Source organism: Nocardia sp. NPDC051981, from assembly GCF_040680715.1.
Taxonomy (GTDB): Bacteria; Actinomycetota; Actinomycetes; order Mycobacteriales; family Mycobacteriaceae; genus Nocardia.
Window position 1 is genome coordinate 317,484 of record NZ_JBFAXK010000003.1, and the last position, 20,418, is coordinate 337,901.

Consider the following 20,418-nt stretch of genomic DNA (forward strand, 5'->3'; position numbering starts at 1 on the left):
GCGCTCTCAGACCCTGACCGCCAGCACCGTGGCGTGCGGTGTGTACTCGTCCGGGCGGGCCTCCCGCGACAGCGTGGCGGTGGCCCGGAAACCATGGGCGGCCAGCGCTTCCGCGAAGGTGCCCGGCGCCCACCGGTAGGCGGGGGCGACCTTGTGCGCGTAATCCCGCACACCCGTGGGCTCGTCGGCGGCCTGGAAGCCGAACACGGCGTGCCCGCCGGGCCGCACCACCCGCGCGAACTCGGTCAGCACCGCCGGAACACGGTGCGGCGGAATGTGAATGATCGAGTACCAGGCCACCAGCCCGGCCAGGGCGGCGTCGTCATACCGGAGTTGCTCCATGGGACCGACCTCGAACGGAATGTCGGGGTACTGCTCCCGGGCCAGGCGGATCATCTCCGGCGACAGATCGACCCCGGAAATCTCCAGCCCCGCCGCCGCCAGATACGAGGTGACCCGGCCCGGCCCGCAGCCGATATCGGCCACCGCACCACTCCCGTTCTCCCGCACCGCTTCCGCGAAGGCGTCCAGCATCGATCGGTCGAAGACATTGGTGTGCAGCTGCCGGTGGAAGAGCTTGGCGTACAGCTCCGCCACCTCGTCGTAGGCGGCCCGGGTGACGCGCATGTCCTCACTGTCGATCATGCCTCGACTCTAGGCGTCCGGCGCGGCCGCCTGCGCGCCGATCGCGCCCGTCGACGGTGCGCGCACCGCCTGATACTCGCCGTTCAGCAGTACACGCAACCGGGCCTGCGGCGGCATCAGGGTGCGCAGCGGCAGCACCGCCAGCCGGGCCAGCCGGCGCAGGTCCCGCGGCAGGGCGGGCAGCGGAAGATCGATGTGCCACAGCGGATATCGGTGATCGGGATGCTGCCAGCCGTCGCGCAGCATGAATTTCAGGACGCGCGGGGACAATTCGCGGGCGGTCGCGCTGGCCAGCTCCAGCCGCAACAGCTCCTGGTCCTGGTCGTGGTCGAGATTGATCCGGGCGCGATGCGGTTCCCCCGCGTCCACGGTGAGCTGGCCGGACTCGGTGAGATCGGCGATCAGGGCGGCCAATTCCTCGTAGCACTGCGCCCATTCGCGATCGTGGGCGCGGAAGGCGGCGCGCTGCTGCTCGATGATGAGGCGGCGGTCGCGTTCGCCCGGCCGCACCAGGTACAGCTCCACCGTGTCCGGCTCGGTGACCAGGCCCACCGTGAGCCGGTCGCCGGGCCAGGCCGGCCCGTGCGCCTGGCCCAGCACCGCATGGCGCGGCGCACCGAACTCGGTGCGGAAGCCGTCCAGGGCGCGGGCCTGCGCGGCGGTGCGCTGCTCGCGCACCTCACCGGGTAGGCCCTCGTCGTAGAGGAACGATTCGATGCTGTCGCTGAGGGTGACGCAGACCGCTTCCAGCCGGTCACCGTCGAAGCAGAAGCGGGCGCGTGGATCGTCCACGCGTAATTCGGTGTCCGCCCACACCGTGCGCTCGCCGGTGTCGCTGTCGTGCAGCGGTTTCCAGCCCACGGCGGCCGCGAAGCCGTCCAGATCGGCGCGCGTCCAGGTCCAGTCGAAGGCCCGCGCCGCGCGCGCGATCTCGACACCGGCGGGCACGTCCACCCGCAGCGGCCCGGCATCGAAGTCGGAGACGGCGTGGCGGCGCAGGAATTCGGCGCGCTGGCTGCGGGAGGTGGGATGCGGGGGGATGCCCAGCGGTGTCACGTCCAGATCCGCGCCGCCCTCCACCCAGGCGTCGGCCACCAGCTCGGTGGGCGCGGTGACACCGACCGTGCGCAGTGTGTCGGCGGTGCGCAGCGCCAGTCCGCTCATGGCCACGGCGCCCGCGCGCCGGGACAGGGTGCGCGTCCAGTTGGCCTCGCGCGGCGGCGTCCAGCCCAGGTCGATCAGCCGCTGCTCGGTCTCCGGGCCGTAATACCAGGTGGGGTCGATGAATTCGGTGCGGGCCAGCTCGCCGGTCAACTGCTCCGGCCCGGCGTCGAACTGCACGAAGCGGCTGCCGGGCGCGGTGATCAGCAGGCGCGCGTCCACCGGCAGCGTCTCCACGAAGCCCGCCAGGTTCTCGGCGAAGCGGGTCCAGGCGCCCGCGGCGGCGCGGCGGCGGGCGGTCTCGTGCCGGCGTTCCATCCAGTACCGCTGCGCGGTCGGGTTCACCAGCAGCAGATCGACGGTGTCGACACCGATGGTGAGGCCCGCGAACACGGTCGGGAAACGCCAGGCCGGACCCTCGGCCGGGCCCGCGGCCGGACTCTCCGGATCGCCCCAGTGCTCGGTGAACACCGCCGTCGTGCGGGCCAGCGCCGCGTCCAGGAGTTCCCGGCTGCCGAACTCCGCGGGGGCCGGGCAGTCGGAGATGGTCACGCGCACATGGTCGAGGCCGCGGTCGCTGCCCCAGAACATGGCCGAGTCCCACCACACCGACAGCCCGGTCCGGGAGAAGACCGGGCCGGTACGCAGTGTGCCCACCGGCTGCGGACTACTCCATCCGACCAGCCGGGCGAACTCGGAGACATTGCCGGAGCCCCAGCGCCAGCCGAACCCCGCTGCCGCTCTCACGATCTCGACCGCACCCGCGGTATCGACACGCACCTCGAAAGCCACCCAGCGACACTAACCCGGCCCGGCCGTGCCGGGGCCTTCGCGATCGCGATTAGTCTGTAGGCGGCCGGTGCTTCCCGCACGGGGCGGACAATCCACGGGAAGCCCGGCCACGGTCATGATCGGGGGCGAATACGTCAGTGCGCCATCGGGAAACGTGAACTTCCCGCATCGCCCGCCGGAATGATCGGCAACACCAGCGCCGACGGGTGATCCTTGTCGTGATACACGGTCTGGGTCGCGACCTGCGTATTCGTGTTCTGCCCGAACGGGTCACCGGTATTCGGATTCGGTGCGAACTGCGGAAAATCGCTGCTCGACACCTCCACCCGGATCGCCGATCCGGCCTTGACCAGATAGCTGGTCGGCCACACATCGATCGTGAACCGATACGGCTGACCCGGCACGATCTGCGACGGATGATCGAGCGAATCGCGGAACGCGGCGCGCACGATCCCGTTGTTGAGATTCACCGTCGAGCCGTCCGGGGCCACCGCCACCAGCTTCGCGGTGAAATCGGTATCGGTCGCGGTCGAGGACGCCCACAGCGTCACGCGAATCGGCCCGGTGAGTTCGGTGTCGGAGGGCATCGGCGCGGTCGTGTACGTCAGCACATCCGAACGCTGCTCCACCACGAACTGATCCACCGGGCCCTGCGGTCCCGTCGACGCGCCACAGCACGAGTGCCCGCCCGCGCTGGGCACCGGATTGAGCGGGTCGTAGTCGTAGCGGTCCGGCTGCTGCGCGTCCTGCGGGGCATCGGCGGTGAGCAGCCCGGCCCGGCCCTGAATCCCATTGCCGCCATTGCCGGACAGGTAATAGGTGGTCCACCGGGTATCCGGCAGCGGCCAGGCCGAGGCCGACTTCCACCTGTTCGCACCCATCAGGAAGTAGTCGACCACCGGCTGCCCGGACACCTTGTTGTCCTTGCCCTTCAGGAAATGGTCGTACCAGGCCAGCATGAGGTCGTTGATCGGACTGTCGCCCGCCGCACCGCTCGCCGCCAGCATCGGGGTCTCCACCTTGCTGCCCGGACGACCCCAGCCGACGTGATCCCACGGGCCCAGCACCAGCCGCTGCCCCGCACGGGCCTCCGGCGTGCCGCCATCGGCGACCATACCGGAGAAATTCTGCACCCCGCCCGCGAGAAACGCGTCGTACCAACCCTCCACATCCAGCACCGGGACCTTCACGTTCGCGTACCGATCGCGAAGGCTCCACCGCTTCCAGTAGTCGTCGCGGGTGGAATGCGAGATCCAGTCGTAGAACCACGGCGCGACCACCGGATCACCCGGGTGCAGCGGCGGAAACTGTTGATATGGGCGGAAACCCAGCCAGCGCGTGTAGTCCGCGCCATCGACCCCCAGCTGCTTGGCGGTGGCGGTGTCACCCCGATTGAGGGCCGCGCTCGCGCCGATGGTCTCCATGGCCCACGGCTCCACGAACGCCAGCCGGAACGCACCGCCCTCATAGGTCCAGCCGTCGTAATAATCCGAGGCGGTATTGGCGGGCACGATGGTCGTCAGATGCGGCGGCGCGCCGACGGCCGCAAGCCATTGCGTCGCACCGACATACGACGAACCGTACATCCCGACCCTGCCATTCGAGCCCGGCAGGGTGGCGGCCCACTCCACCGAGTCGTAGCCGTCGTTGGTGTCGTTCGCGAACTCGGTGAACGTGCCGCCCGACTGCCCCTGACCCCGAATGTCCTGCACCACAACCAGATAGCAGTGCGACGCGAACCAGTCCGGGGTCCGGTAGCGGAACGGCTGGACCTGTGCGGCCGCCTTCCCGTACTGCGTCCGCATCAGAATCACCGGTACCGGATCCGCCGACTCGGGCCGATACACATCCGCTTTCAGCACCACCCCGTCGCGCATGGTCGCGGGAACATTCTCCTGCTTGTCGACCGCGCACGACCCGCGCCCGTCCGGCGGCGGCCAGCTCGCCGCCCCCTGCGGCGCCGACCCGTTCCCCCCGCTCCCACAGCCCGCGACCACCAGCGCGATCGCCCCGGCCACCGCCCCCACCCGGGCGATACGACCGTGCCCTCTCCCAATACGGCTCATTGATCGACCGTAACCCCGGTCCCACGCCCACTCACCGGCAATCGGGCAAAGCAGGCCGATCCCACCGCGGAGCATCCAGGATGTCGGCGGCTCGAGCCAGACGCAACGGCTGGGCGAGTGCTTCCACATATTTGAGCGACCGGATTTGGTTCCCATCCCGGATTGAAACTCGAGTCGATCATGCCGCGGGTTGCGAGGAGGACTCGGACAGTGTCCCAGATCTCTTCGGGAATCGTGTCCACGTTGGGTGTGGAAGTCATTGCATCGAGTTTGACCAGACACGCTTCGCCGGCGACACCCCGTGCTCCGTGGGAACCGATGTCCTGGAGAAACGTGATCTGGTTGTCGCCGCCGTCGATGGTCAGATGCCAGCAATCACGGTACCCGGGCTTTCGGGCCCGTTTGATGCGTCCGTGGACTTCCAACCGGAGTAACAGATTCGCGACATCGTGTATGAGCCGCAGGCTGGTGGACGCGTAATAGATACGCGCCTGATGGAAACGATCATCCCAGCGGATCGAACCATCGGTGGACCACAGGTGTCTGAGAAAGATCGACATTTGCTCGGTGGGTAACGCGAAAATTCGCTCTGGAACGAATTTTTCATAGCTCCGGAGACCGAACCGGCCTAGTACTCCAGCCGGACTTCGTGATCATGGTGTGAGTCGGGATCGTTGCTGGTAGTGGCTGCGGCGGGCGCGGTATTGATGTCGGCGTCGCCAGTGCGACCAGCGCATCCGGTGGCGGACAGCGTGGACGCAGAGTCGTGACTCTGGCAGCTGCGTACTCATCATCGACGTGTTGCGGGGAAGCTCCGGGGTCAGGCCCGGGCGCTGACATCCGGCCCCTTACTCTCGTGCTCGGTGGTTCGGAGGCCTCGCGGCGTGTAGGGTCTCAAAAGTCGTGGCCAGCAGTAACTCTCCGACCTGTGGGTTCTGAAGTTGTCTCACAATTTGGCCACTGCAATGTGTCTCATAAAGGTGGCCATTCTTCAGGAGTGGCGACGGCCACCTCGATCGGAGCTTGGTGACGTTCCTCCGTGTTGTGCCAGAACGTCTCTACGATAATAGATCTCACGCCGACGCGATTGTCACGTGATGTATGCGGCTGTCCTGACACCAGCTGCGATGAGCGGCGCACTGTGCGGTGCATTAGTGGTCGGTGTCCGATCTGCAGTGTGGAGTTGAGGTAGGAGTACAGGCTCAGGACGACGAACCAGGTATGCAGAAGGTCTTCCGACTCATGGTGGTCGTCGAAGAGTTCGTGGTCAGCCCCGACGCCAACTCCGTCGGCGAGGGGTGGCATGACCAGTGTGACGGCCAGCTCATGCGCCTGCGCGAAGCGGCGGGGAGGATCCAAGGTGATCTTGCTGAGCCTTCGGCTGCCGACCGCAACTTGAGGGTTCAAAAGATTCAGAAGACACACGCCTGGTCTCCACCAGGCTTGGGAGCGAACTGCACCCGCGGGACTTCCACACGAGGTGCACGCTTCACATCGACGACGATCGGACAATGCTCGGTGAGTAGCAAGTAGTCCGGCACGTGCCGCCGGAACTTGCCGTTAATCTCGGTGCGTAGCAGAAATGGTTGCGCAACAATGTGATTCACTGAGCGATCGAAATCCGCAAACATCAGAAGTGCCAACTCGAGGCGAGACTCGTAGACGACGTGTGCCTGCTGCGTCGCCGACCAGTAGATACCCGGGTAGGGCCGCTGGCCGTCGTACTAGCGAAAAGTCCTCCAGGGCACCGCTTTTTCGAGGGACTCGGTGCTGACAGCAGCCAAATGCCTAGGGTAGCCGGAAGGCAGCGGTTTCTGCGTTCGCTCATCGAAGCGGCACTCGAGCGCGGCGTCGCGGCCGGTTCGGTGCGCCCAGATATCCGCATTCCTGCGACCATCGACCTGGTGATCGCCGCAATGGATGGTTTGGAAAGCCAGTGGCTGCTCGATGCCGACGTGGACATGGTCGGATCTTTCACCCTTTTCACCGCGTGGTTGCGTACATCGGTCAAACCCGTCAGCTGACTCACCGGAACAGCCCCCTCGAGGCGTTGGCTTCCTGGCGCGCGGGCCATCCCCTTGTGGCGTCGGCATGCGGACGAGCACATACGGATCCACTCGCGGCACGCTGTAGTCGGATCCAGATCGTGCTCGCAGCTCAGCCCGGCAGGGTGGACGGGCGGTCGCCGCTGGGGCCGGCAACCCCAGCGGCTTCGCCCCGGTCGTCGGTGATTCAGCAGGTCGTGGGACGGGCCTGGGCATCGGCGCCGCCGTCGATGACGAACTGGGCGCCGTGGATGAAGCCCGCATGGGGGCCGACCAGGTAGGCGATGAGTTCGGCGATTTCGGCGGGGGTGCCGGGGCGGGGAATGGCAGGAGAGCGTCGAGCAGGTCGACCGTGCCCCGATAGTTGATCTCCACGATCCGCTGCGGGTCCGGCACCTGTGGTCCGACGCCCGCGCACAGGATCGCGGCGTCGAGCGCGCCACCGCAACGCTCGATGATCTCGGCTACGGCCGCTCTCCGCTTCGCCGCATCCGCCAGATCGGCGGCTATATCCGTGCCCTGCAGATCCACTCCGATGACCTTGTGGCCCGCTTCTCTGAATACCTGCGCCGTCGCTGCGCCGATCCCGGAGCCGGCTCCGGTTATCACAATCGTCATTCGCGTACCTCCTCGGAATTCGCTGCGGCTCTCCGCAAATCGGACGGCTTCCCATCCAGCGGCTGGGTCGTGTCGAGCGGACTCGCCGCAGCGATCGCCGCCAGCAGGGCGGCCGCGTCCTCCACCCTGCAGATCAGCAGGTCCGGCAGGTACGGGTCCGTCTGGTTGTAGCGCAGCGGGCTGCCGTCCAGCCGAGAGGCATGCAATCCCGCGGCGAGCGCGACCCCCGCCGGCGCGGCCGAATCCCATTCGTACTGGCCACCCGCGTGCAAGTAGGCATCGGCTTCGCCGCGCAGGACAGCCATCGTCTTGGCTCCGGCTGACCCCATGCCGGTCAGTTCGGCTTCGAAGGCGCTGGCGACGTGCGCTGCGCAGGACGGTGGCCGGGAGGCGCTGACCAGGATGCGTCGGTCATCCCCGGTGTGTGGTGTGGGCGCGAGATCGTCTGTGCTGTAGATGGTTCCGAGTGCCGGTAGCGCCACGGCCGCGGCGGTGATCTCACGTCCTCGCTCCCATAACGCCACGTGCACCGCCCAGTCGGAGCGCCCCGTGAGTCCGAATTCCTTCGTGCCGTCGAGCGGGTCGATGATCCAGACGCGGTCGGCGGTGAGCCGGCGCGGGTCGTCGGCGGACTCCTCGGACAGGATCGCGTCGTCCGGGCGGGCACGGGACAGTTCGCGGGTCAGGAACTCGTTGGACTGCGAGTCGCCCTGTGCCCCGGTGCCACCCGAGGCTCGCAGCTCGAGCAGCAGTTCGCCGGCACGGGTGGCCAGTTCGGCGGCCAGCCTGCTGTCGGCGGTCATCGGGCCAGCCGATCCAGGATCAGCGCCACCTGCGCGGTGGCGTCGCCGTCGTCCGGCCGCAGCACGACATCAGGCCGGTCGGGCGTCTCGTAATCGCTGTCGACACCGGTGAATCCGCTGATTTCGCCGCGCCTGGCCTTGGCGTACAGGCCCTTCGGGTCGCGGTCCGAGCACGTTTCCAGTGGGGTGTCGACGAAGACCTCCAGGAAAGGCAGTCCTGCAGCCGCGTGGATCGCCCGGGCTCGCTCCCGGTCGGCGCGGAACGGACTGATCAGCGCGACGATCGCGATCGCACCGAAGTCGGCGAACATCTTCGCGACTTCGGCTGCGCGGCGGACGCTTTCGGCACGGTCCGCGGGCTCGAAGCCCAGGCCACCGTTGAGGCCGTGGCGCAGATTGTCACCGTCCAACAGGTAGGCGGGCCGACCCGCGGCCACCAGTTGCCGTTCCAGTTCGGCACCGACCGTGGACTTTCCAGCGCCCGACAGGCCGGTGAGCCAGACAGTGGCACCGGTGCCCGCACGTTGGTCACGGCCGACCGAGGACTCGTGCCAGACGATGTTCGGCCCGCTCGTCACCGGTTCGGTGAGCATGCCTGCCGCGACCGTGTGGTCGGTGGCCTCATCGATGAGCACGAATCCGCCGGTATCGCGATTGCGGCGGTACGCGTCGAAGAACAGCGGTTGCTGCGCGTGCAGCCTAATTCGGCCGATGTCGTTGAGTCCCAGCGACGTCGCCGTGGTGTCGCGGTGCAGGCTGTTGATGTCGAGGCGGTAGTCCAGGCTCTCCACCCGCACCCGGGTCGAGCGGGTGGTGTGCTGCAACAGATAGTGGCGGCCCGGCTGGAGGGTCTCCCCTTCCTGCATCCAGCAGATCATGGCGTCGAGATCGGTGCCGGTGTGCGGGCGGTTGTGCGGCCGGCACAGCATGTCTCCGCGGCTGATGTCGATGTCATCGGCGAGTTCGACGGTGACGGCCTGCCCGGTGAACGCCTCATCCTGGATCGCGCCGCCGGGCCCCTGAATGGCCTGGATCGTCGAGCCCAGTCCCGAAGGGAGCACAGTGATCTCGTCGCCGGTTCGCAGCACGCCGCCCGCCACGGTGCCGGCGTAGCCGCGGAAACCGGTGCCGCTGTGTGCCCGGACCACATATTGAACCGGCAGACGTACATCGATCAGATTGCGGTCGGAGTCGATGTGCACCTGCTCGAGGTGGTGTAGCAGGGTCACGCCCTCGTACCACGGCATCTCGGCGCCGTGCTGGACGATGGTGTCGCCGTGCAACGCCGACACCGGGATGAACCCCACATCGTGGATATCCAATTTGGCGGCGAAGCACCGGAATTCGTCGCAGATCCGGTCGAACACGGCCTGCTCGTAGCCAACCAAGTCCATTTTGTTGACGCAGACCACCAGATGCGGCACCGCCAGCAGACTGGCCAGGAAGGCATGGCGCCGGGACTGTTCGGTGAGGCCCTTCACTGCGTCGACCAGGATCAGCGCGACATCGGCGGTGGACGCGCCGGTCACCATGTTGCGGGTGTATTGGGTGTGTCCGGGGGTGTCGGCGATGATGAAACGTCTACGCGCCGTGGCGAAGTAGCGGTAGGCGACATCGATGGTGATGCCCTGTTCGCGTTCGGCGCGCAGTCCGTCGGTGAGCAGCGACAGGTCCGGATGGTCCTGCCCCCGCTCGGCGCTGACCCGTTCCACGGCCGCGAGCTGATCGGCCAGTACGGCTTTCGAGTCGTACAGCAGCCGCCCGATCAACGTGGATTTGCCGTCGTCGACGCTGCCGGCGGTGGCGAGTCGCAACAGTTGCCCGGTCATCAGAAGTAGCCCTCTCGCTTGCGATCCTCCATGCCCGCCTCGGACATTCGGTCGTCGGCGCGGGTCGCGCCGCGCTCGGTGATCCTGGTGGCGGCCACCTCGGCGGCCACGTCGGCCCTGGTCGCCGCCTGGGATTCCACGCAGCCGGTGCAGTCGGCGTCGCCCAGCGTGCGGAAACGCACCGTCGCCGGGAACGGCTCGTCCTCCGGCCGCGGCGTCAGGTGGCGGTTGACCGCCATGAGCATGTCGCCGCGCCGCACCACCGGCCGCTCATGCGCGAAGTACAGCGACGGAAGCTCGATGCCCTCGCTGTCGATATAGGTCCAGATGTCCAGCTCGGTCCAGTTCGACAGCGGGAACACCCGCATATGCTCGCCGGGCCGGTGCCGGGCGTTATAGAGCCGCCACAGTTCGGGACGCTGATTGCGGGGATCCCACTGCCCGAACCGGTCTCGGAAACTGAAGATCCGTTCCTTCGCGCGAGCCTTCTCCTCGTCGCGCCGGGCGCCACCGAAGGCCGCATCGATGCGGTGCTCGCCGAGCGTGCGCAGCAGCGTGGTGGTCTGGAGCCGGTTGCGTCCACCCGCGGCGCGTGGGTCTTCCACCACCCGGCCGGCGTCGATGTCGTCCTGCACGAACCCGACGACCAGACGCAAGCCCTGTCGGCGGACCAACTCGTCGCGGAACTCGAGCACCTCGTCGAAGTTGCGCCCGGTGTCGATGTGCACCAACGGGAACGGCACCGGGGCCGGCCAGAAGGCCTTCACCGCCAGATGCGCCATGACGACAGAGTCCTTGCCTCCCGAAAACAGCATGGCCGGCCGGGCACACACGGCCGCCACTTCCCGCAGGATGTGCACGGCTTCGGCTTCCAGAGCTTGCTGGTGGGAGAGCTGATAGGCGGATGTGGTCAAGGAACAACCCACTTTCCCGCTGGGGAGGCGACGCCATCGTCGAGCCCGATACGCCCCGAACGGACCAACCGATTACCACACACATTGTATTGTAATGTCAACGACTCTTCGGACCCATTGACATTTTCATACACTGTGTGTCGTAATTGCCTCCTCATCGCCCCGGCCCGTCCGGCTCGGGACTGCATCGAAGGAGATGCGATGACCGAATCATCCATGCCCACAACCAGTTCCAGCGCCACCCCGGCCAGCGACGCGGCGTGGGCATTCCTGCTCACCACCCTGGAGAACCTCTCCGGCATCGTGCGATCGGATGCCCGCGACTCCCGCGAACTGCTCGAAGGGCACCGCGTCCTGACCCGGGTGCTGGCCCTGTGCAGCGAAATGGCCGTCGACGTCGACCCGGGCGCGCCGCGGTTCTTCCCGATGACCACCCCGTTGCGGCAGGTCGGCGGCCCCAATCCCGACGGCGAATACGATCTGTGCACCCTGGTGCCCGGACGCGGCTACCGGATCGTCGGCCAACGCGGCACCGCGACCTACATCGGCTTCCAGATCATGGCCGGTACCGGGCTCACGCCCCGGCGCGCCGCGGGGTACATCTCCGACCGCGATCTGCCCCTCGACACCGACGGGCGGTTCGAACTGGTGCTGGCCACCGAGGATCCCGGACTGCCCGGCACCTGGGTCCCGATCCCGTCCGACGCCTCGGCAATCGTGACCCGGCAGTACATCGCCGACTACAGCACCGAACAGCTCGCGACCTACACGATCGAGACTCTCGACGCCGCCGGTCCGATCCCCGAACTGGACGACGCGACCTTCGCAGATCAGCTCACCGCACTTACCTGGACAGCGGTCAAGCTGATGACGCTGCACCGCACGGTCGCTCCGGACCTGCTGCACCGGCCCAACGAACTGATCGTCGCCGAGCCGGAGAGCCTCGGCTCGGAGAACACCACTCCCGACAACCTGTACATGCTCGGCATGTTCGACCTCGAACCGGACCAGGCTCTGCAACTGGACATCACCCCGCCGGACACCCGGTACTGGTCGGTGGCGCTGGAGAACATCTGGCACGAATGCCTCGAACCGCACCGGCGCCATTCCTCGGTGACCAACAAGGGCGTCACTCCGCGCGCCGACGGCACGGTCCGGCTGGTGATCGCGGGTTCTGATCCCGGCGTGCCGAACTGGCTGGACACCGGGGGCCGCGGTCGCGGCTTCGTGCTCCTGCGCTGGCTAGACCACCCGGTCGCGCCCGATGTCCAGGTCCGCGTCGTGCCGATCGCCGAGGTGACGGCATGATCGTCGACGATCTGCTCCGTTACGCGACCGAAGCGACAGGTCGCACCGATTTCGGCGACGACGAAATGTTCGGCGGCGACGGCTGGCGCGAGGGACTGCGTCGCCTGGTGGGCAGCTTCAACACCGAAGCGGCGCTGCACGATCTGGGCCGCGTCGTGGTGCAGGGCGAACTGGTGACCTACCTGAGCAACCGGCTGCGCATCGTCGCCCACCACCGTGAGCATCCGGAAATGCGCGAGCGTGAGGTCACTCCGCCGGTGATCATCATCGGCCAGGCACGCACCGGCACCACCATGCTGTTCGACCTGCTCGCCCAGGATCCGGCGCACCGGGTGCCGCTGACCTGGGAAGTAGACCGACCGCTGCCGCCGCCACGCACCGAAACCTACGACACCGATCCACGCATCGCAGAGACCGAAGCCACCTTCGAACTGGTGGATTCGATCATTCCGGAGTTCCGCTCCGTACATCAGCTGGGCGCTCAGCTGGCCCAGGAGTGTCTGCGGATGACGGCGAGCGCGTTCATCAGCCCCATCTTCCCCACCCAGTACGAGATTCCGTCCTACCTGGACTGGCTGACGCACGACGCCGTCGAAGACGGACACGTCGCCGCCGCCTACACCTGGCACCGCCGGTTCCTGGAGGTCTTGCAGAGCGAGCATCCAGGACAGCGCTGGCTGTTGAAGTCGCCGTCGCACACCTGGATGCTGCCGCAGCTGCTGCGGGAGTATCCGAACGCACTGCTGGTGCAGACCCACCGCGATCCGGCCCGGGTCATGGCCTCCACCACCAGCCTGGTCGCGATGCTGCGCAGACTGGGCACCGATCGCATCGAACCCGACTCCATCGCAACGGAATTCAGCGAGTTCATCCTGGACGGCCTGGAGCGCAGCACCGAAGCCCGACTGGATGGCACCATCGCGCCGGACCGGGTGGTCGATGTGCAGTTCGACGCGATGATGCGGGAACCGATGCGCTGCGTCGAGGCCGTCTACGCGGGGTTCGGCTGGGAGCTGTCCACCGCGGCTCGCGAACGCATGGAGCTGTTCCTGCGGGGCAATTCCCGCGAGTCACACGGCGGCAGCCATCACTACACGTTCGCCGACACCGGTCTGGACCTGGCCGCGGTACGGGCCCGAACCGCTCGCTACAGCAAGCACTTCGACGTCCCACACGAACCGTGCTGACCGCCGGGTAATTTGGGCACATGCCCCAGCCACCACGTGCAGTCGGCGCCCCGGTCGCCGGCCGGTCCGCAGGCCGGCCGCGCGACACCGCCCGTCACGACGCTGTACTCGCGGCTACCCGGGAACTGCTGGCAGAAGTCGGGTATACCGGCGTCAACTACTCGGAGGTCTCGACCCGGGCCGGGGTCACCCGCCAACTGCTCTACCGGTGGTGGCCGACCCGGGCCGATCTGGTGTCGGAAGCGCTGTTCGCCAATCCGGAGGACCGCTGGCCAGTGGACTACCCAGGGTCTCTGGCCGCGGACCTGCGGGTGTTCGTCACCGCGCTCGTCGACTACGCGTTGCGGCCAGACGTACGGGCCGGCATCCTCGGCTTGATGTCGGAAGCCGACCGAATCACCGAGGTACCCGGTCTGGAGTCCGGGACCCTCGAGCCACTCGAGTCCGAGCTGCGCACCCTCGTCGACCGCGCGGTCGCCCGCGGGGAAATACCGCAGCAGGAGGCGGACAGTATCGACATAAGGCTCACATTGAACACCGTGCGCGGTGCCGTCGTGATGCACCTGATCGCCGACCGCACGCCACCAGCGATGATCGTCGATCACTTGACACAGCTGCTCCGCCGCGCCTTCGCCTGCAACTGCTGACGTTGCACACAGCGTCCAGTTCGGCCGGACTGGCGGCCAATCCGATCGGCCACCGCAGGCTGCAATCGGCTGCAGCGCTGGCGTAATCGACTGTTGGACAGGCAGTTACGCAATACCGCTGTGGTCGGTGGTGATCCGCCGCAGTAGGGCGTCGGCGGCTGTTTCGAAGACCTGCGGCAGGTCGATGAGTTCCGGCGCGAGCACCCACTGGGAGCGCAGGCCGTCGTTGAGAGCCAACAGTTCGAGAATCACCTCGCGGGGATCGACGTCGGGCCGCATCTCGCCCGTCAAGGCCGCAGTCAAGGCCAACGACTGGCCCGCCTTGCGCCAGTCGCGGGGGAAGTTCATGTTTGTCAGCTGCAACTGCCTGGTCAACGACCGCCACCGGGTCGACTATCTGCAACCCGCGGCAGCCTCCAAGGCCGTGTTACGTTCCCGACCCCGAAACCGGGCAGCTCCGACGCCGCAGTCATCCTCTCCGACGACTCCGGCAACGGCGACCGGATTCACGAGCTGGTCCAGGCCGGATACATGGTCCGCGCCCGCTCGGATGAGAACCCCGCAGAGGCGCGCCGCGGTGACACCACACGAGCCGCTACCGCCTTAGCCTCCGGCACCCAATGGGTGAGCACCGACTTCCCGCGACCCGATCCACGGATCAACCCCACTTTCGCGGTCCAGGTCCCCGGACGGTGCGGCACACGGTGGCGACGTTGGCGGTGGCGGCCAGCGGCGATCAAGTAGCGGTGAGTGTTTCGGCTTGTTGCCGGCGATGCTGCCAGCACCGCTGTTCGGCGCGCCCGAGGAACTGTTGTCTCGATCGCTGCGGCTGGCGGGGATCGCGCCGCACTTGCCTGCTGGGTACGTCGTGACGGGGCGAGAGCACTTCACGAAGTGCGCTGAGCCCCATCCGTGATCCGGGTGGGGCTCAGTCGTCAGCTGTGCGGATCGGCTATCCGGTGATGCGGTGGTCGTAGGCGGTGGCGCGGCCGGCTTGCTGATCGGCGCGCTGCTGCGGTGTCACCGCGGGGAATCCGGTTGGCAGCTTGGACGGGAGGTCGCTCAGCTTGACGATCGCCAGATCGCGCACGGCCTGGTTCGGCGAGGCGGTTTGGCCGGGGATGGACTGTTGCCATCGCAGGGAGACCAGGCCTGTGGGGTGCCCGTCGGGGTCGAGCCAGTTGGCGATCCCGGGATCGTTTTTACTGATCACGTAGGTGTAGGTGCCGTCGGGGTTGGGTGTGGCCTGGGTGGTGTTGAGGCTGCTGGTCTTGGTGCGGTATTCGTAGGCCACCGCCCAGGGGTCGGTGAGTTGGATGCCCATCGACTTGAACCCGGTCGGGTCGAGGGTGATCACCATCGCTTGGTCGTCGTCGAGGTTGAAAGACCCGTAGGTGGACTGCCCGCGCCCGCCAGGGCGTACCCGGACAGGGGCCAGCGTGTTGGTGGGCTGGGGGTAGATGTAGGTATTGAAGTACTTCAGCCAGTACGGCGCGATGGTCGACAGAATCTGGGCGGCCTGGTTGGCAAGGTCGTCGGTCGAGGGGGCCGACGGTGCCGCCTTCCCCGTTACCCTCTTGATTTCCAGGTCTACGGGGTTCTCTGTGGCCCAGTCGTTGAGCAGGTCGCGCACGATCAGCCAGGAGGGTTTGTCCTTCTGGATGAGCAGGTGGTTGGGGGTGCCGGATCGGCCATCGGAGCTGACCGTGATCGTGAAGCTGCCGTCGGCGGCGAAGGTTATGTTGTCGTCGCTGAGTGAGTCGATCTGGGTGCCGGCTTCGGGGGTGAAGGCGGTGGTGCCCGCGATGCCGTCGCGCATTTCGAAGTTGAGTTGCACTGGTCCCGGGTTGTGCCGGACGCCGTGGATCTCGTATGTCGATTGCGGATCGAAGGCCGCGTATCGATACACGTTGTCAGGATTCTCGATGCCGAAGCCCGAGTTCGGCATGGACAGTCCGCGGTAGTCGTGCGCGGCGGTGGTGGCCCATACCGGAACCGGATTGCTGGTGCGGGACCAGGGGATGGCCGACATCACCGCAGCGGCGCCGATCGAGTTGGCGGCTCGGTCGATGGTCGCCTTTCCGGTGGGCGTCGAGCCGACCGGATCGGCGGCGTAGAGCTGTTTGACCTTCTCGATCGCGGCCTGCATGGTCGGCGTCGCCAGCACCTGGCGTGCATGGGCCTCGACTTCCTTCTGAGCGCCTGTCGTCAGGGCACTTGGGTTCCCGTGTCCGCCGGGATCGGCGCCAGCGGTTGCGGTGACCTGAGTGCCCAGTCCCGCGACCAAGGAGCTGACCGCCAGCGAAGTGATCGCGGCCCTGCGGACCGCATTCTGGCTCCGACTTCGCTGTCGACTATTCATTCTGTTCCTCACGCGATGTCCTTTTCGGTCGAACGGGTCGGCAGCGTCAAGGTCAACGGTCTTGGGCGGTGATCGTGACGCGATGGTGAGTGGTGTTTGCTCACCATGAGCTGCCGCTGAACGCGACCAGAATCCACGCCCCGACAGCTAGATGTCTAGATGTCTCTGGCATCACTCCCGCTCAGCGGGACCGCTCACCCGTTTATGTGCGGCAAATGTCTCGATGGCCTGCCCCGCTGGGTAGCCGGATGCATCCGTAGGATGCGGCTGTGTCGAGAGGACGAGGCGGTGCGCCGGTGTACTTGGCGATGGCGCGCGCTCTGCAAGCACGGATCGATTCCGGAGAGCTGCGACCGGGTAGCCGGTTGCCGAGTGAGTCGGAACTGGCCGCGGAGTTCGCCGTCAACCGGCTCACCGCACGCCAGGCCGTGGCCGAGTTGGACCGGGCGGGTTCGATCGTGATTCGCCGCGGTGTTGGAACGTTCGTCCGGGAGCCCACCGTGCGAACCACGATCGGTGTGAACGCCGAGACTCAGCAGTCGATGGTCGGGCAGCGCCCGATGGCGTTGCCGGTGTCGGGATGGCCTGGTGCGGACGAGCAGGTGCTCGCGCACGTCGAGGGCTCCGGCTCGGTACTCGATCGCCATGCGGGCCAGCACCTCCGGTGTGATGTCTCCGAACTCCTCCGGATCGACAGCCTGGCCTCGATCGAGGGTCGGACCTGGTCGGTCAACAGTTACTGGCTGCCGAAATCGCTTGTGTCAGCAGACTTCCGACCGCCACGGACGCGGGGCAACGTCGCGGTATCGGTGGCCGAGATGCTGGGTTTTGAATTATGGGCCGATTGGCGCGAGTTCAGCGCGGTCGGCGCCGATCTGTATGACGCGGAACACCTCAATGTGCCCACGGGAAGTCCGCTGCTTGTGCGCGAAGGCGTGTCGAGCGGCCCGGACGGGACGCCGGTTCTCTACACCCGTCGACGAATCAAGGGTGACAGCGCGAGCTTCGTCCTGAATTTCCCGCGATCCAGCCGCAGCGGTCGATCGGGGGAGAGCGCCCAGTCATGAGCCGGTAGCGCTCTACTGTGCCTCACTGAGTGGGAAGTCGATTGACGCACCACTTGAATACCTACAGAGTTAGGTCATCTAGATGTCTAGATGACCTAACCGCTCGACCGGTGCCGAGGTCCCGCCTTCGGGGTCGACGGGTCCCGCAACGGCCTGGCTGAGTCTGTCGGTGAAAGTGAATGCGAACGATGAACCGTGCGTTGTCCCCGCTCTTCCGCCCCCTGAACATACGAGCACTACAGGTGCCGAATCGGATCGTGATGGCACCCATGACACGGGCGCACTCACCAAATGGGGTGCCCGGTGCAGATGTCGCCGACTACTACCAGCGCCGCGCCGAAGGCGGCACCGGATTGATCGTCACAGAAGGTGTGGCGATCGGCCATCAGACAGCGGTGGACTCGCCCTTGGTTCCCCGATTGCACGGTCGAGATGCTCTCGACGGGTGGCGGCGAGTGGTGGACGCGGTGCACGAGGCGGGCGGGAAGATCGTCCCCCAACTGTGGCACGTCGGCCCGTTGTGGGGTGCGATGGGACCGGTCGAGCCGGGGCTGAAACCGATGCGACCGTCGGGGGTTTGGGGCACGACGGGAACGACGTCGTATCCCGACGACTATGTCCGCCGGGCACTCGAGCCCACCGCCCCCATGAGCGAAGCCGACATCGCAGAAGTGATCGAGGCATATGCCACGGCCGCCGAGAACGCCCGCGCCCTGGGATTCGACGGCGTCGCCATCCACGGCGGCCACGGCTACCTGCTCGACTCGTTCTTGTGGCGGTCGACCAATACCCGCGATGACGCCTGGGGCGGAGACCTCGTCCGCCGGACCGCCTTCCCCGCCGCGGTGGTCGCTGCGATCCGTGAGCGGGTCGGCCCAGATCTGCCCATCATGTTCCGGTTCTCCCAGCACAAACAGCAGGACTACACCGCCCGCATCGCCGAGAACCCCGCCGAGCTCGCCATCATCCTGCGGGCACTGGTGGACGCCGGTGCCGATGTTCTGGATGCGAGTTCGCGCCGGTTCGACGTCCCCGCATTCGGCGAAAGCGATCTGTCCCTCGCGGGGTGGGCCAAGAAGCTGACCGGCGCCACCACGATGGCCGTGGGCAGTGTGGGACTCGGAAAATCGCTGCGCGAGAGCCGAATCGACGGCGAAGCCACCAGCCACGACAACATCCCGGAACTGGAGCGGCGCATGACTGCCGGGGAATTCGATCTCATCGCGATCGGCCGGCTCCACCTGGCCGACCCCCGGCTGGCCAGCACCCTACGACAGCGCACCGGACTGCCCTCCTACAACCGGGCCGTCCACGAAGCCGTCCTCACCTGAAGCGGTCTACCCGCTGTTCCGAAATCGCAGATCCGCGATGCCGATCGCGGCGGTGGCCACAATCGTCCACTGCTGCAAAGGAAATCGCCGCCCAGCGACGACAAGTCGTGTGGGCACCGACCGAGGGAGTGACAATCGATGACCGCTACCACCGAAACCACCAACGAAGTACGCGAGATCGATGCCGGTGCGGCACCGACCCGGTTCGCACGGGGCTGGCACTGCCTCGGCCTGACAGCTCAATACTGTGACGGGAAACCACATTCGGTGCACGCCTTCGGCACGAAGCTGGTCGTCTTCGCCGACACTGCCGGGAAGGTGAACGTCCTCGACGGCTATTGCCGGCACATGGGCGCAGATCTGTCGCGCGGCACCGTCAAAGGTGATGAGGTGGCCTGCTCGTTCCACGACTGGCGGTGGGCTGGTAACGGCCGCTGCACCCAGATCCCCTATGCGCGCCGGGTCCCGCCGCTGGCCCGGACACGGGCATGGCACACGATGCAGCGAAACGGGATGCTGTTCGTCTGGCACGACCCCGAAGGCAACCCTCCGATTCCCGAGCAGGAGATCCCCCACATCGAGGGACCGGGTACGCCCGAATGGACCGACTGGGCATGGTACGAGCAGATCGTGGACACCAACTGCCGTGAGGTCATCGACAACATGGTCGACATGGCGCACTTCTTCTACATCCACTACGGGTTTCCGACCTACTTCAAGAACGTTTTCGAAGGCCACACCGCGGTGCAGCTCCAAAACGGTGTCGGCCGCGACGATCTACGGCCGCAGGAGCAGGCGATCGACGCGCCGCGCCGATTGGGGAACACGTCGGTGGCGACCTACCACGGGCCGTCGTTCATGATCGACGACCTGCTCTACCACTACGAGCACGGCGACGCCAAGACCGTTCTGATCAACTGCCACTACCCGGTCGACGCGAACCGGTTCGTGCTCCAGTACGGGATCAGCATGCAGAAGCCCGCCGACATGAACGACGACCCACAGGCCGCAGCGGCGCTGGCGCAGAAGATGGTCGATACCGTGCGGCTCGGCTTCGAACAGGACATAGAGATCTGGCGGCACAAGACTCGCATCGACAACCCGCTGCTATGCGAGGAGGACGGGCCCGTCTACCAGCTGCGCCGCTGGTACCAGCAGTTCTACGTGGATGTCGCCGACATCATCCCAGAGATGGTTCACCGATTCGAATTCGAACTCGATACCAGCCGGCCCAACGAGATCTGGCGTCAGGAGGTGGCCGACAACCTCGCGCGCAAGGCCGCTCAGCAGGTGGTGTCGTGACCATCCGAGCAGACGATCGGCTCACCACCGCGCCGATGACCCCACTGCGTTGTCAGGCCTGCGATGCGGTCGTGCACGTCCGCAAAAGCAGCTGGCAGCAAACCAGCATCCAGTGGAGCGAATTCTCCCGGATCGCGTGTCTGGCCCGTGAATCCACCACCCCCAACGCGGCAACCTGCACGGAACTCAAAGCCAGCATCGCCGTAGCCGCCCTCGCCGGCACACTGCCGGTTCTAGACACCGCACCCGCCGACGAGCACAGCACACACTGATCATTGGGTCTCCCCTCCCGCTGAGCCCGACGGCCGTGTCAACGGTCCCCAAGGCCAGGAGTTTGGGTT

Annotated in this window: 19 protein-coding genes and 2 pseudogenes; 9 read left to right on the plus strand and 12 right to left on the minus strand. The window is 66.7% G+C overall.

Annotation, left to right across the window (positions count from 1 at the left end; genetic code table 11):
* Positions 1–6: 6 nt before the first annotated feature.
* The 6 genes from AB0L60_RS08525 to AB0L60_RS08550 form a co-directional block, all read right to left on the minus strand.
* The gene (locus tag AB0L60_RS08525; protein WP_364609311.1) at positions 7–645 is read right to left on the minus strand and encodes a methyltransferase domain-containing protein; all 639 of its coding nucleotides are present in this window, start codon (positions 643–645) and stop codon (positions 7–9) included.
* A 9-nt stretch (positions 646–654) separates the two neighbouring features.
* Entirely contained in the window at positions 655–2,598 is a 1,944-nt protein-coding gene (locus AB0L60_RS08530; RefSeq protein ID WP_364609314.1) for a DUF6301 family protein, read from the minus strand.
* Positions 2,599–2,732: 134 nt separating this feature from the next.
* Positions 2,733–4,664 carry a CocE/NonD family hydrolase gene (locus AB0L60_RS08535; RefSeq protein ID WP_364609317.1) on the minus strand — a complete coding sequence of 644 codons (1,932 nt, stop codon included), beginning with the start codon at positions 4,662–4,664 and terminating at the stop codon, positions 2,733–2,735.
* Positions 4,661–5,224, minus strand: a complete 564-nt coding sequence (locus tag AB0L60_RS08540) for an LAGLIDADG family homing endonuclease (RefSeq protein ID WP_364609320.1) — start codon at positions 5,222–5,224, stop codon at positions 4,661–4,663. Before AB0L60_RS08540 ends, AB0L60_RS08535 begins: the two co-directional genes overlap by 4 nt.
* A gap of 412 nt (positions 5,225–5,636) precedes the next feature.
* Positions 5,637–6,089, minus strand: a complete 453-nt coding sequence (locus tag AB0L60_RS08545) for a hypothetical protein (RefSeq protein WP_364609323.1) — start codon at positions 6,087–6,089, stop codon at positions 5,637–5,639.
* Positions 6,077–6,361: a hypothetical protein gene (locus tag AB0L60_RS08550; RefSeq protein WP_364609736.1), complete on the minus strand. Its 285-nt coding sequence runs from the start codon at positions 6,359–6,361 to the stop codon at positions 6,077–6,079. Before AB0L60_RS08550 ends, AB0L60_RS08545 begins: the two co-directional genes overlap by 13 nt.
* Here AB0L60_RS08550 and AB0L60_RS08555 point away from each other — a divergent pair.
* Complete coding sequence (locus AB0L60_RS08555; RefSeq protein WP_364609792.1) at positions 6,332–6,688, plus strand: hypothetical protein; 357 nt, start codon at positions 6,332–6,334, stop codon at positions 6,686–6,688. The two genes, AB0L60_RS08550 and AB0L60_RS08555, sit on opposite strands and share 30 nt — an antisense overlap.
* A gap of 357 nt (positions 6,689–7,045) precedes the next feature.
* Here the strand turns inward: AB0L60_RS08555 and AB0L60_RS08560 are convergent.
* From AB0L60_RS08560 to cysD, 4 genes and pseudogenes are all read right to left on the minus strand, one after another.
* Positions 7,046–7,327, minus strand: a pseudogene (locus AB0L60_RS08560) (SDR family NAD(P)-dependent oxidoreductase); the annotation flags it as partial.
* Between the two features lie 80 nt (positions 7,328–7,407).
* Positions 7,408–8,130 (minus strand): annotated as a pseudogene (locus AB0L60_RS08565) (3'(2'),5'-bisphosphate nucleotidase CysQ); the annotation flags it as partial.
* Positions 8,127–9,959 (minus strand): adenylyl-sulfate kinase, encoded by a 1,833-nt coding sequence (cysC, locus tag AB0L60_RS08570; RefSeq protein ID WP_364609326.1) that lies wholly within the window; start codon positions 9,957–9,959, stop codon positions 8,127–8,129. The pseudogene AB0L60_RS08565 and the gene cysC, both read right to left, overlap by 4 nt.
* The gene (cysD, locus tag AB0L60_RS08575; protein WP_364609329.1) at positions 9,959–10,873 is read right to left on the minus strand and encodes a sulfate adenylyltransferase subunit CysD; all 915 of its coding nucleotides are present in this window, start codon (positions 10,871–10,873) and stop codon (positions 9,959–9,961) included. Before cysD ends, cysC begins: the two co-directional genes overlap by 1 nt.
* Positions 10,874–11,074: 201 nt before the next feature.
* On the opposite strand from cysD, the gene AB0L60_RS08580 reads away from it, so the two are divergent.
* From AB0L60_RS08580 to AB0L60_RS08590, 3 genes are read left to right on the plus strand one after another with little or no spacing between them, the layout of a single operon-like run.
* A complete protein-coding gene (locus AB0L60_RS08580) occupies positions 11,075–12,181 on the plus strand; it encodes a DUF1214 domain-containing protein (protein WP_364609332.1) in 1,107 nt (368 codons plus the stop codon).
* On the plus strand, positions 12,178–13,368 hold the full coding sequence (locus AB0L60_RS08585; RefSeq protein ID WP_364609335.1) for a sulfotransferase: 1,191 nt from the start codon (positions 12,178–12,180) through the stop codon (positions 13,366–13,368). Before AB0L60_RS08580 ends, AB0L60_RS08585 begins: the two co-directional genes overlap by 4 nt.
* A 20-nt stretch (positions 13,369–13,388) precedes the next feature.
* Positions 13,389–14,015, plus strand: a complete 627-nt coding sequence (locus AB0L60_RS08590; RefSeq protein ID WP_364609338.1) for a TetR/AcrR family transcriptional regulator — start codon at positions 13,389–13,391, stop codon at positions 14,013–14,015.
* Positions 14,016–14,120: 105 nt separating this feature from the next.
* Here AB0L60_RS08590 and AB0L60_RS08595 read toward each other — a convergent pair whose 3' ends face one another.
* A complete protein-coding gene (locus AB0L60_RS08595; protein ID WP_364609341.1) occupies positions 14,121–14,363 on the minus strand; it encodes a hypothetical protein in 243 nt (80 codons plus the stop codon).
* A 15-nt stretch (positions 14,364–14,378) separates the two neighbouring features.
* On the opposite strand from AB0L60_RS08595, the gene AB0L60_RS08600 reads away from it, so the two are divergent.
* Positions 14,379–14,759 carry a Ca2+-dependent phosphoinositide-specific phospholipase C gene (locus AB0L60_RS08600; protein WP_364609739.1) on the plus strand — a complete coding sequence of 127 codons (381 nt, stop codon included), beginning with the start codon at positions 14,379–14,381 and terminating at the stop codon, positions 14,757–14,759.
* Positions 14,760–14,967: 208 nt separating this feature from the next.
* Here AB0L60_RS08600 and AB0L60_RS08605 read toward each other — a convergent pair whose 3' ends face one another.
* Positions 14,968–16,182 (minus strand): hypothetical protein, encoded by a 1,215-nt coding sequence (locus AB0L60_RS08605; protein ID WP_364609344.1) that lies wholly within the window; start codon positions 16,180–16,182, stop codon positions 14,968–14,970.
* A 491-nt stretch (positions 16,183–16,673) separates the two neighbouring features.
* Between AB0L60_RS08605 and AB0L60_RS08610 the strand changes: the two genes are divergently transcribed.
* The 4 genes from AB0L60_RS08610 (at position 16,674) to AB0L60_RS08625 (ending at position 20,349) form a co-directional block, all read left to right on the plus strand.
* Positions 16,674–17,444 (plus strand): GntR family transcriptional regulator, encoded by a 771-nt coding sequence (locus AB0L60_RS08610; RefSeq protein WP_364609347.1) that lies wholly within the window; start codon positions 16,674–16,676, stop codon positions 17,442–17,444.
* Positions 17,445–17,632: 188 nt separating this feature from the next.
* Positions 17,633–18,775 carry a 12-oxophytodienoate reductase gene (locus AB0L60_RS08615; RefSeq protein WP_364609350.1) on the plus strand — a complete coding sequence of 381 codons (1,143 nt, stop codon included), beginning with the start codon at positions 17,633–17,635 and terminating at the stop codon, positions 18,773–18,775.
* A 138-nt stretch (positions 18,776–18,913) separates the two neighbouring features.
* Positions 18,914–20,077: a Rieske 2Fe-2S domain-containing protein gene (locus AB0L60_RS08620; protein WP_364609353.1), complete on the plus strand. Its 1,164-nt coding sequence runs from the start codon at positions 18,914–18,916 to the stop codon at positions 20,075–20,077.
* Entirely contained in the window at positions 20,074–20,349 is a 276-nt protein-coding gene (locus tag AB0L60_RS08625) for a hypothetical protein (RefSeq protein WP_364609356.1), read from the plus strand. Before AB0L60_RS08620 ends, AB0L60_RS08625 begins: the two co-directional genes overlap by 4 nt.
* Positions 20,350–20,418 lie beyond the last annotated feature (69 nt).

Excerpts from the sequence above, each read along its gene's own strand:
- AB0L60_RS08590 (WP_364609338.1), top strand. The coding sequence starts at position 13,389 with ATGCCCCAGCCACCACGTGCAGTCGGCGCCCCGGTCGCCGGCCGGTCC.
- AB0L60_RS08580 (WP_364609332.1), top strand. The coding sequence starts at position 11,075 with ATGACCGAATCATCCATGCCCACAACCAGTTCCAGCGCCACCCCGGCC.
- AB0L60_RS08585 (WP_364609335.1), top strand. The coding sequence starts at position 12,178 with ATGATCGTCGACGATCTGCTCCGTTACGCGACCGAAGCGACAGGTCGC.
- AB0L60_RS08595 (WP_364609341.1), bottom strand. The coding sequence starts at position 14,363 with ATGAACTTCCCCCGCGACTGGCGCAAGGCGGGCCAGTCGTTGGCCTTG.
- AB0L60_RS08615 (WP_364609350.1), top strand. The coding sequence starts at position 17,633 with ATGAACCGTGCGTTGTCCCCGCTCTTCCGCCCCCTGAACATACGAGCA.
- AB0L60_RS08535 (WP_364609317.1), bottom strand. The coding sequence starts at position 4,664 with ATGAGCCGTATTGGGAGAGGGCACGGTCGTATCGCCCGGGTGGGGGCG.
- AB0L60_RS08525 (WP_364609311.1), bottom strand. The coding sequence starts at position 645 with ATGATCGACAGTGAGGACATGCGCGTCACCCGGGCCGCCTACGACGAG.
- cysC (WP_364609326.1), bottom strand. The coding sequence starts at position 9,959 with ATGACCGGGCAACTGTTGCGACTCGCCACCGCCGGCAGCGTCGACGAC.
- AB0L60_RS08540 (WP_364609320.1), bottom strand. The coding sequence starts at position 5,224 with ATGTCGATCTTTCTCAGACACCTGTGGTCCACCGATGGTTCGATCCGC.
- AB0L60_RS08620 (WP_364609353.1), top strand. The coding sequence starts at position 18,914 with ATGACCGCTACCACCGAAACCACCAACGAAGTACGCGAGATCGATGCC.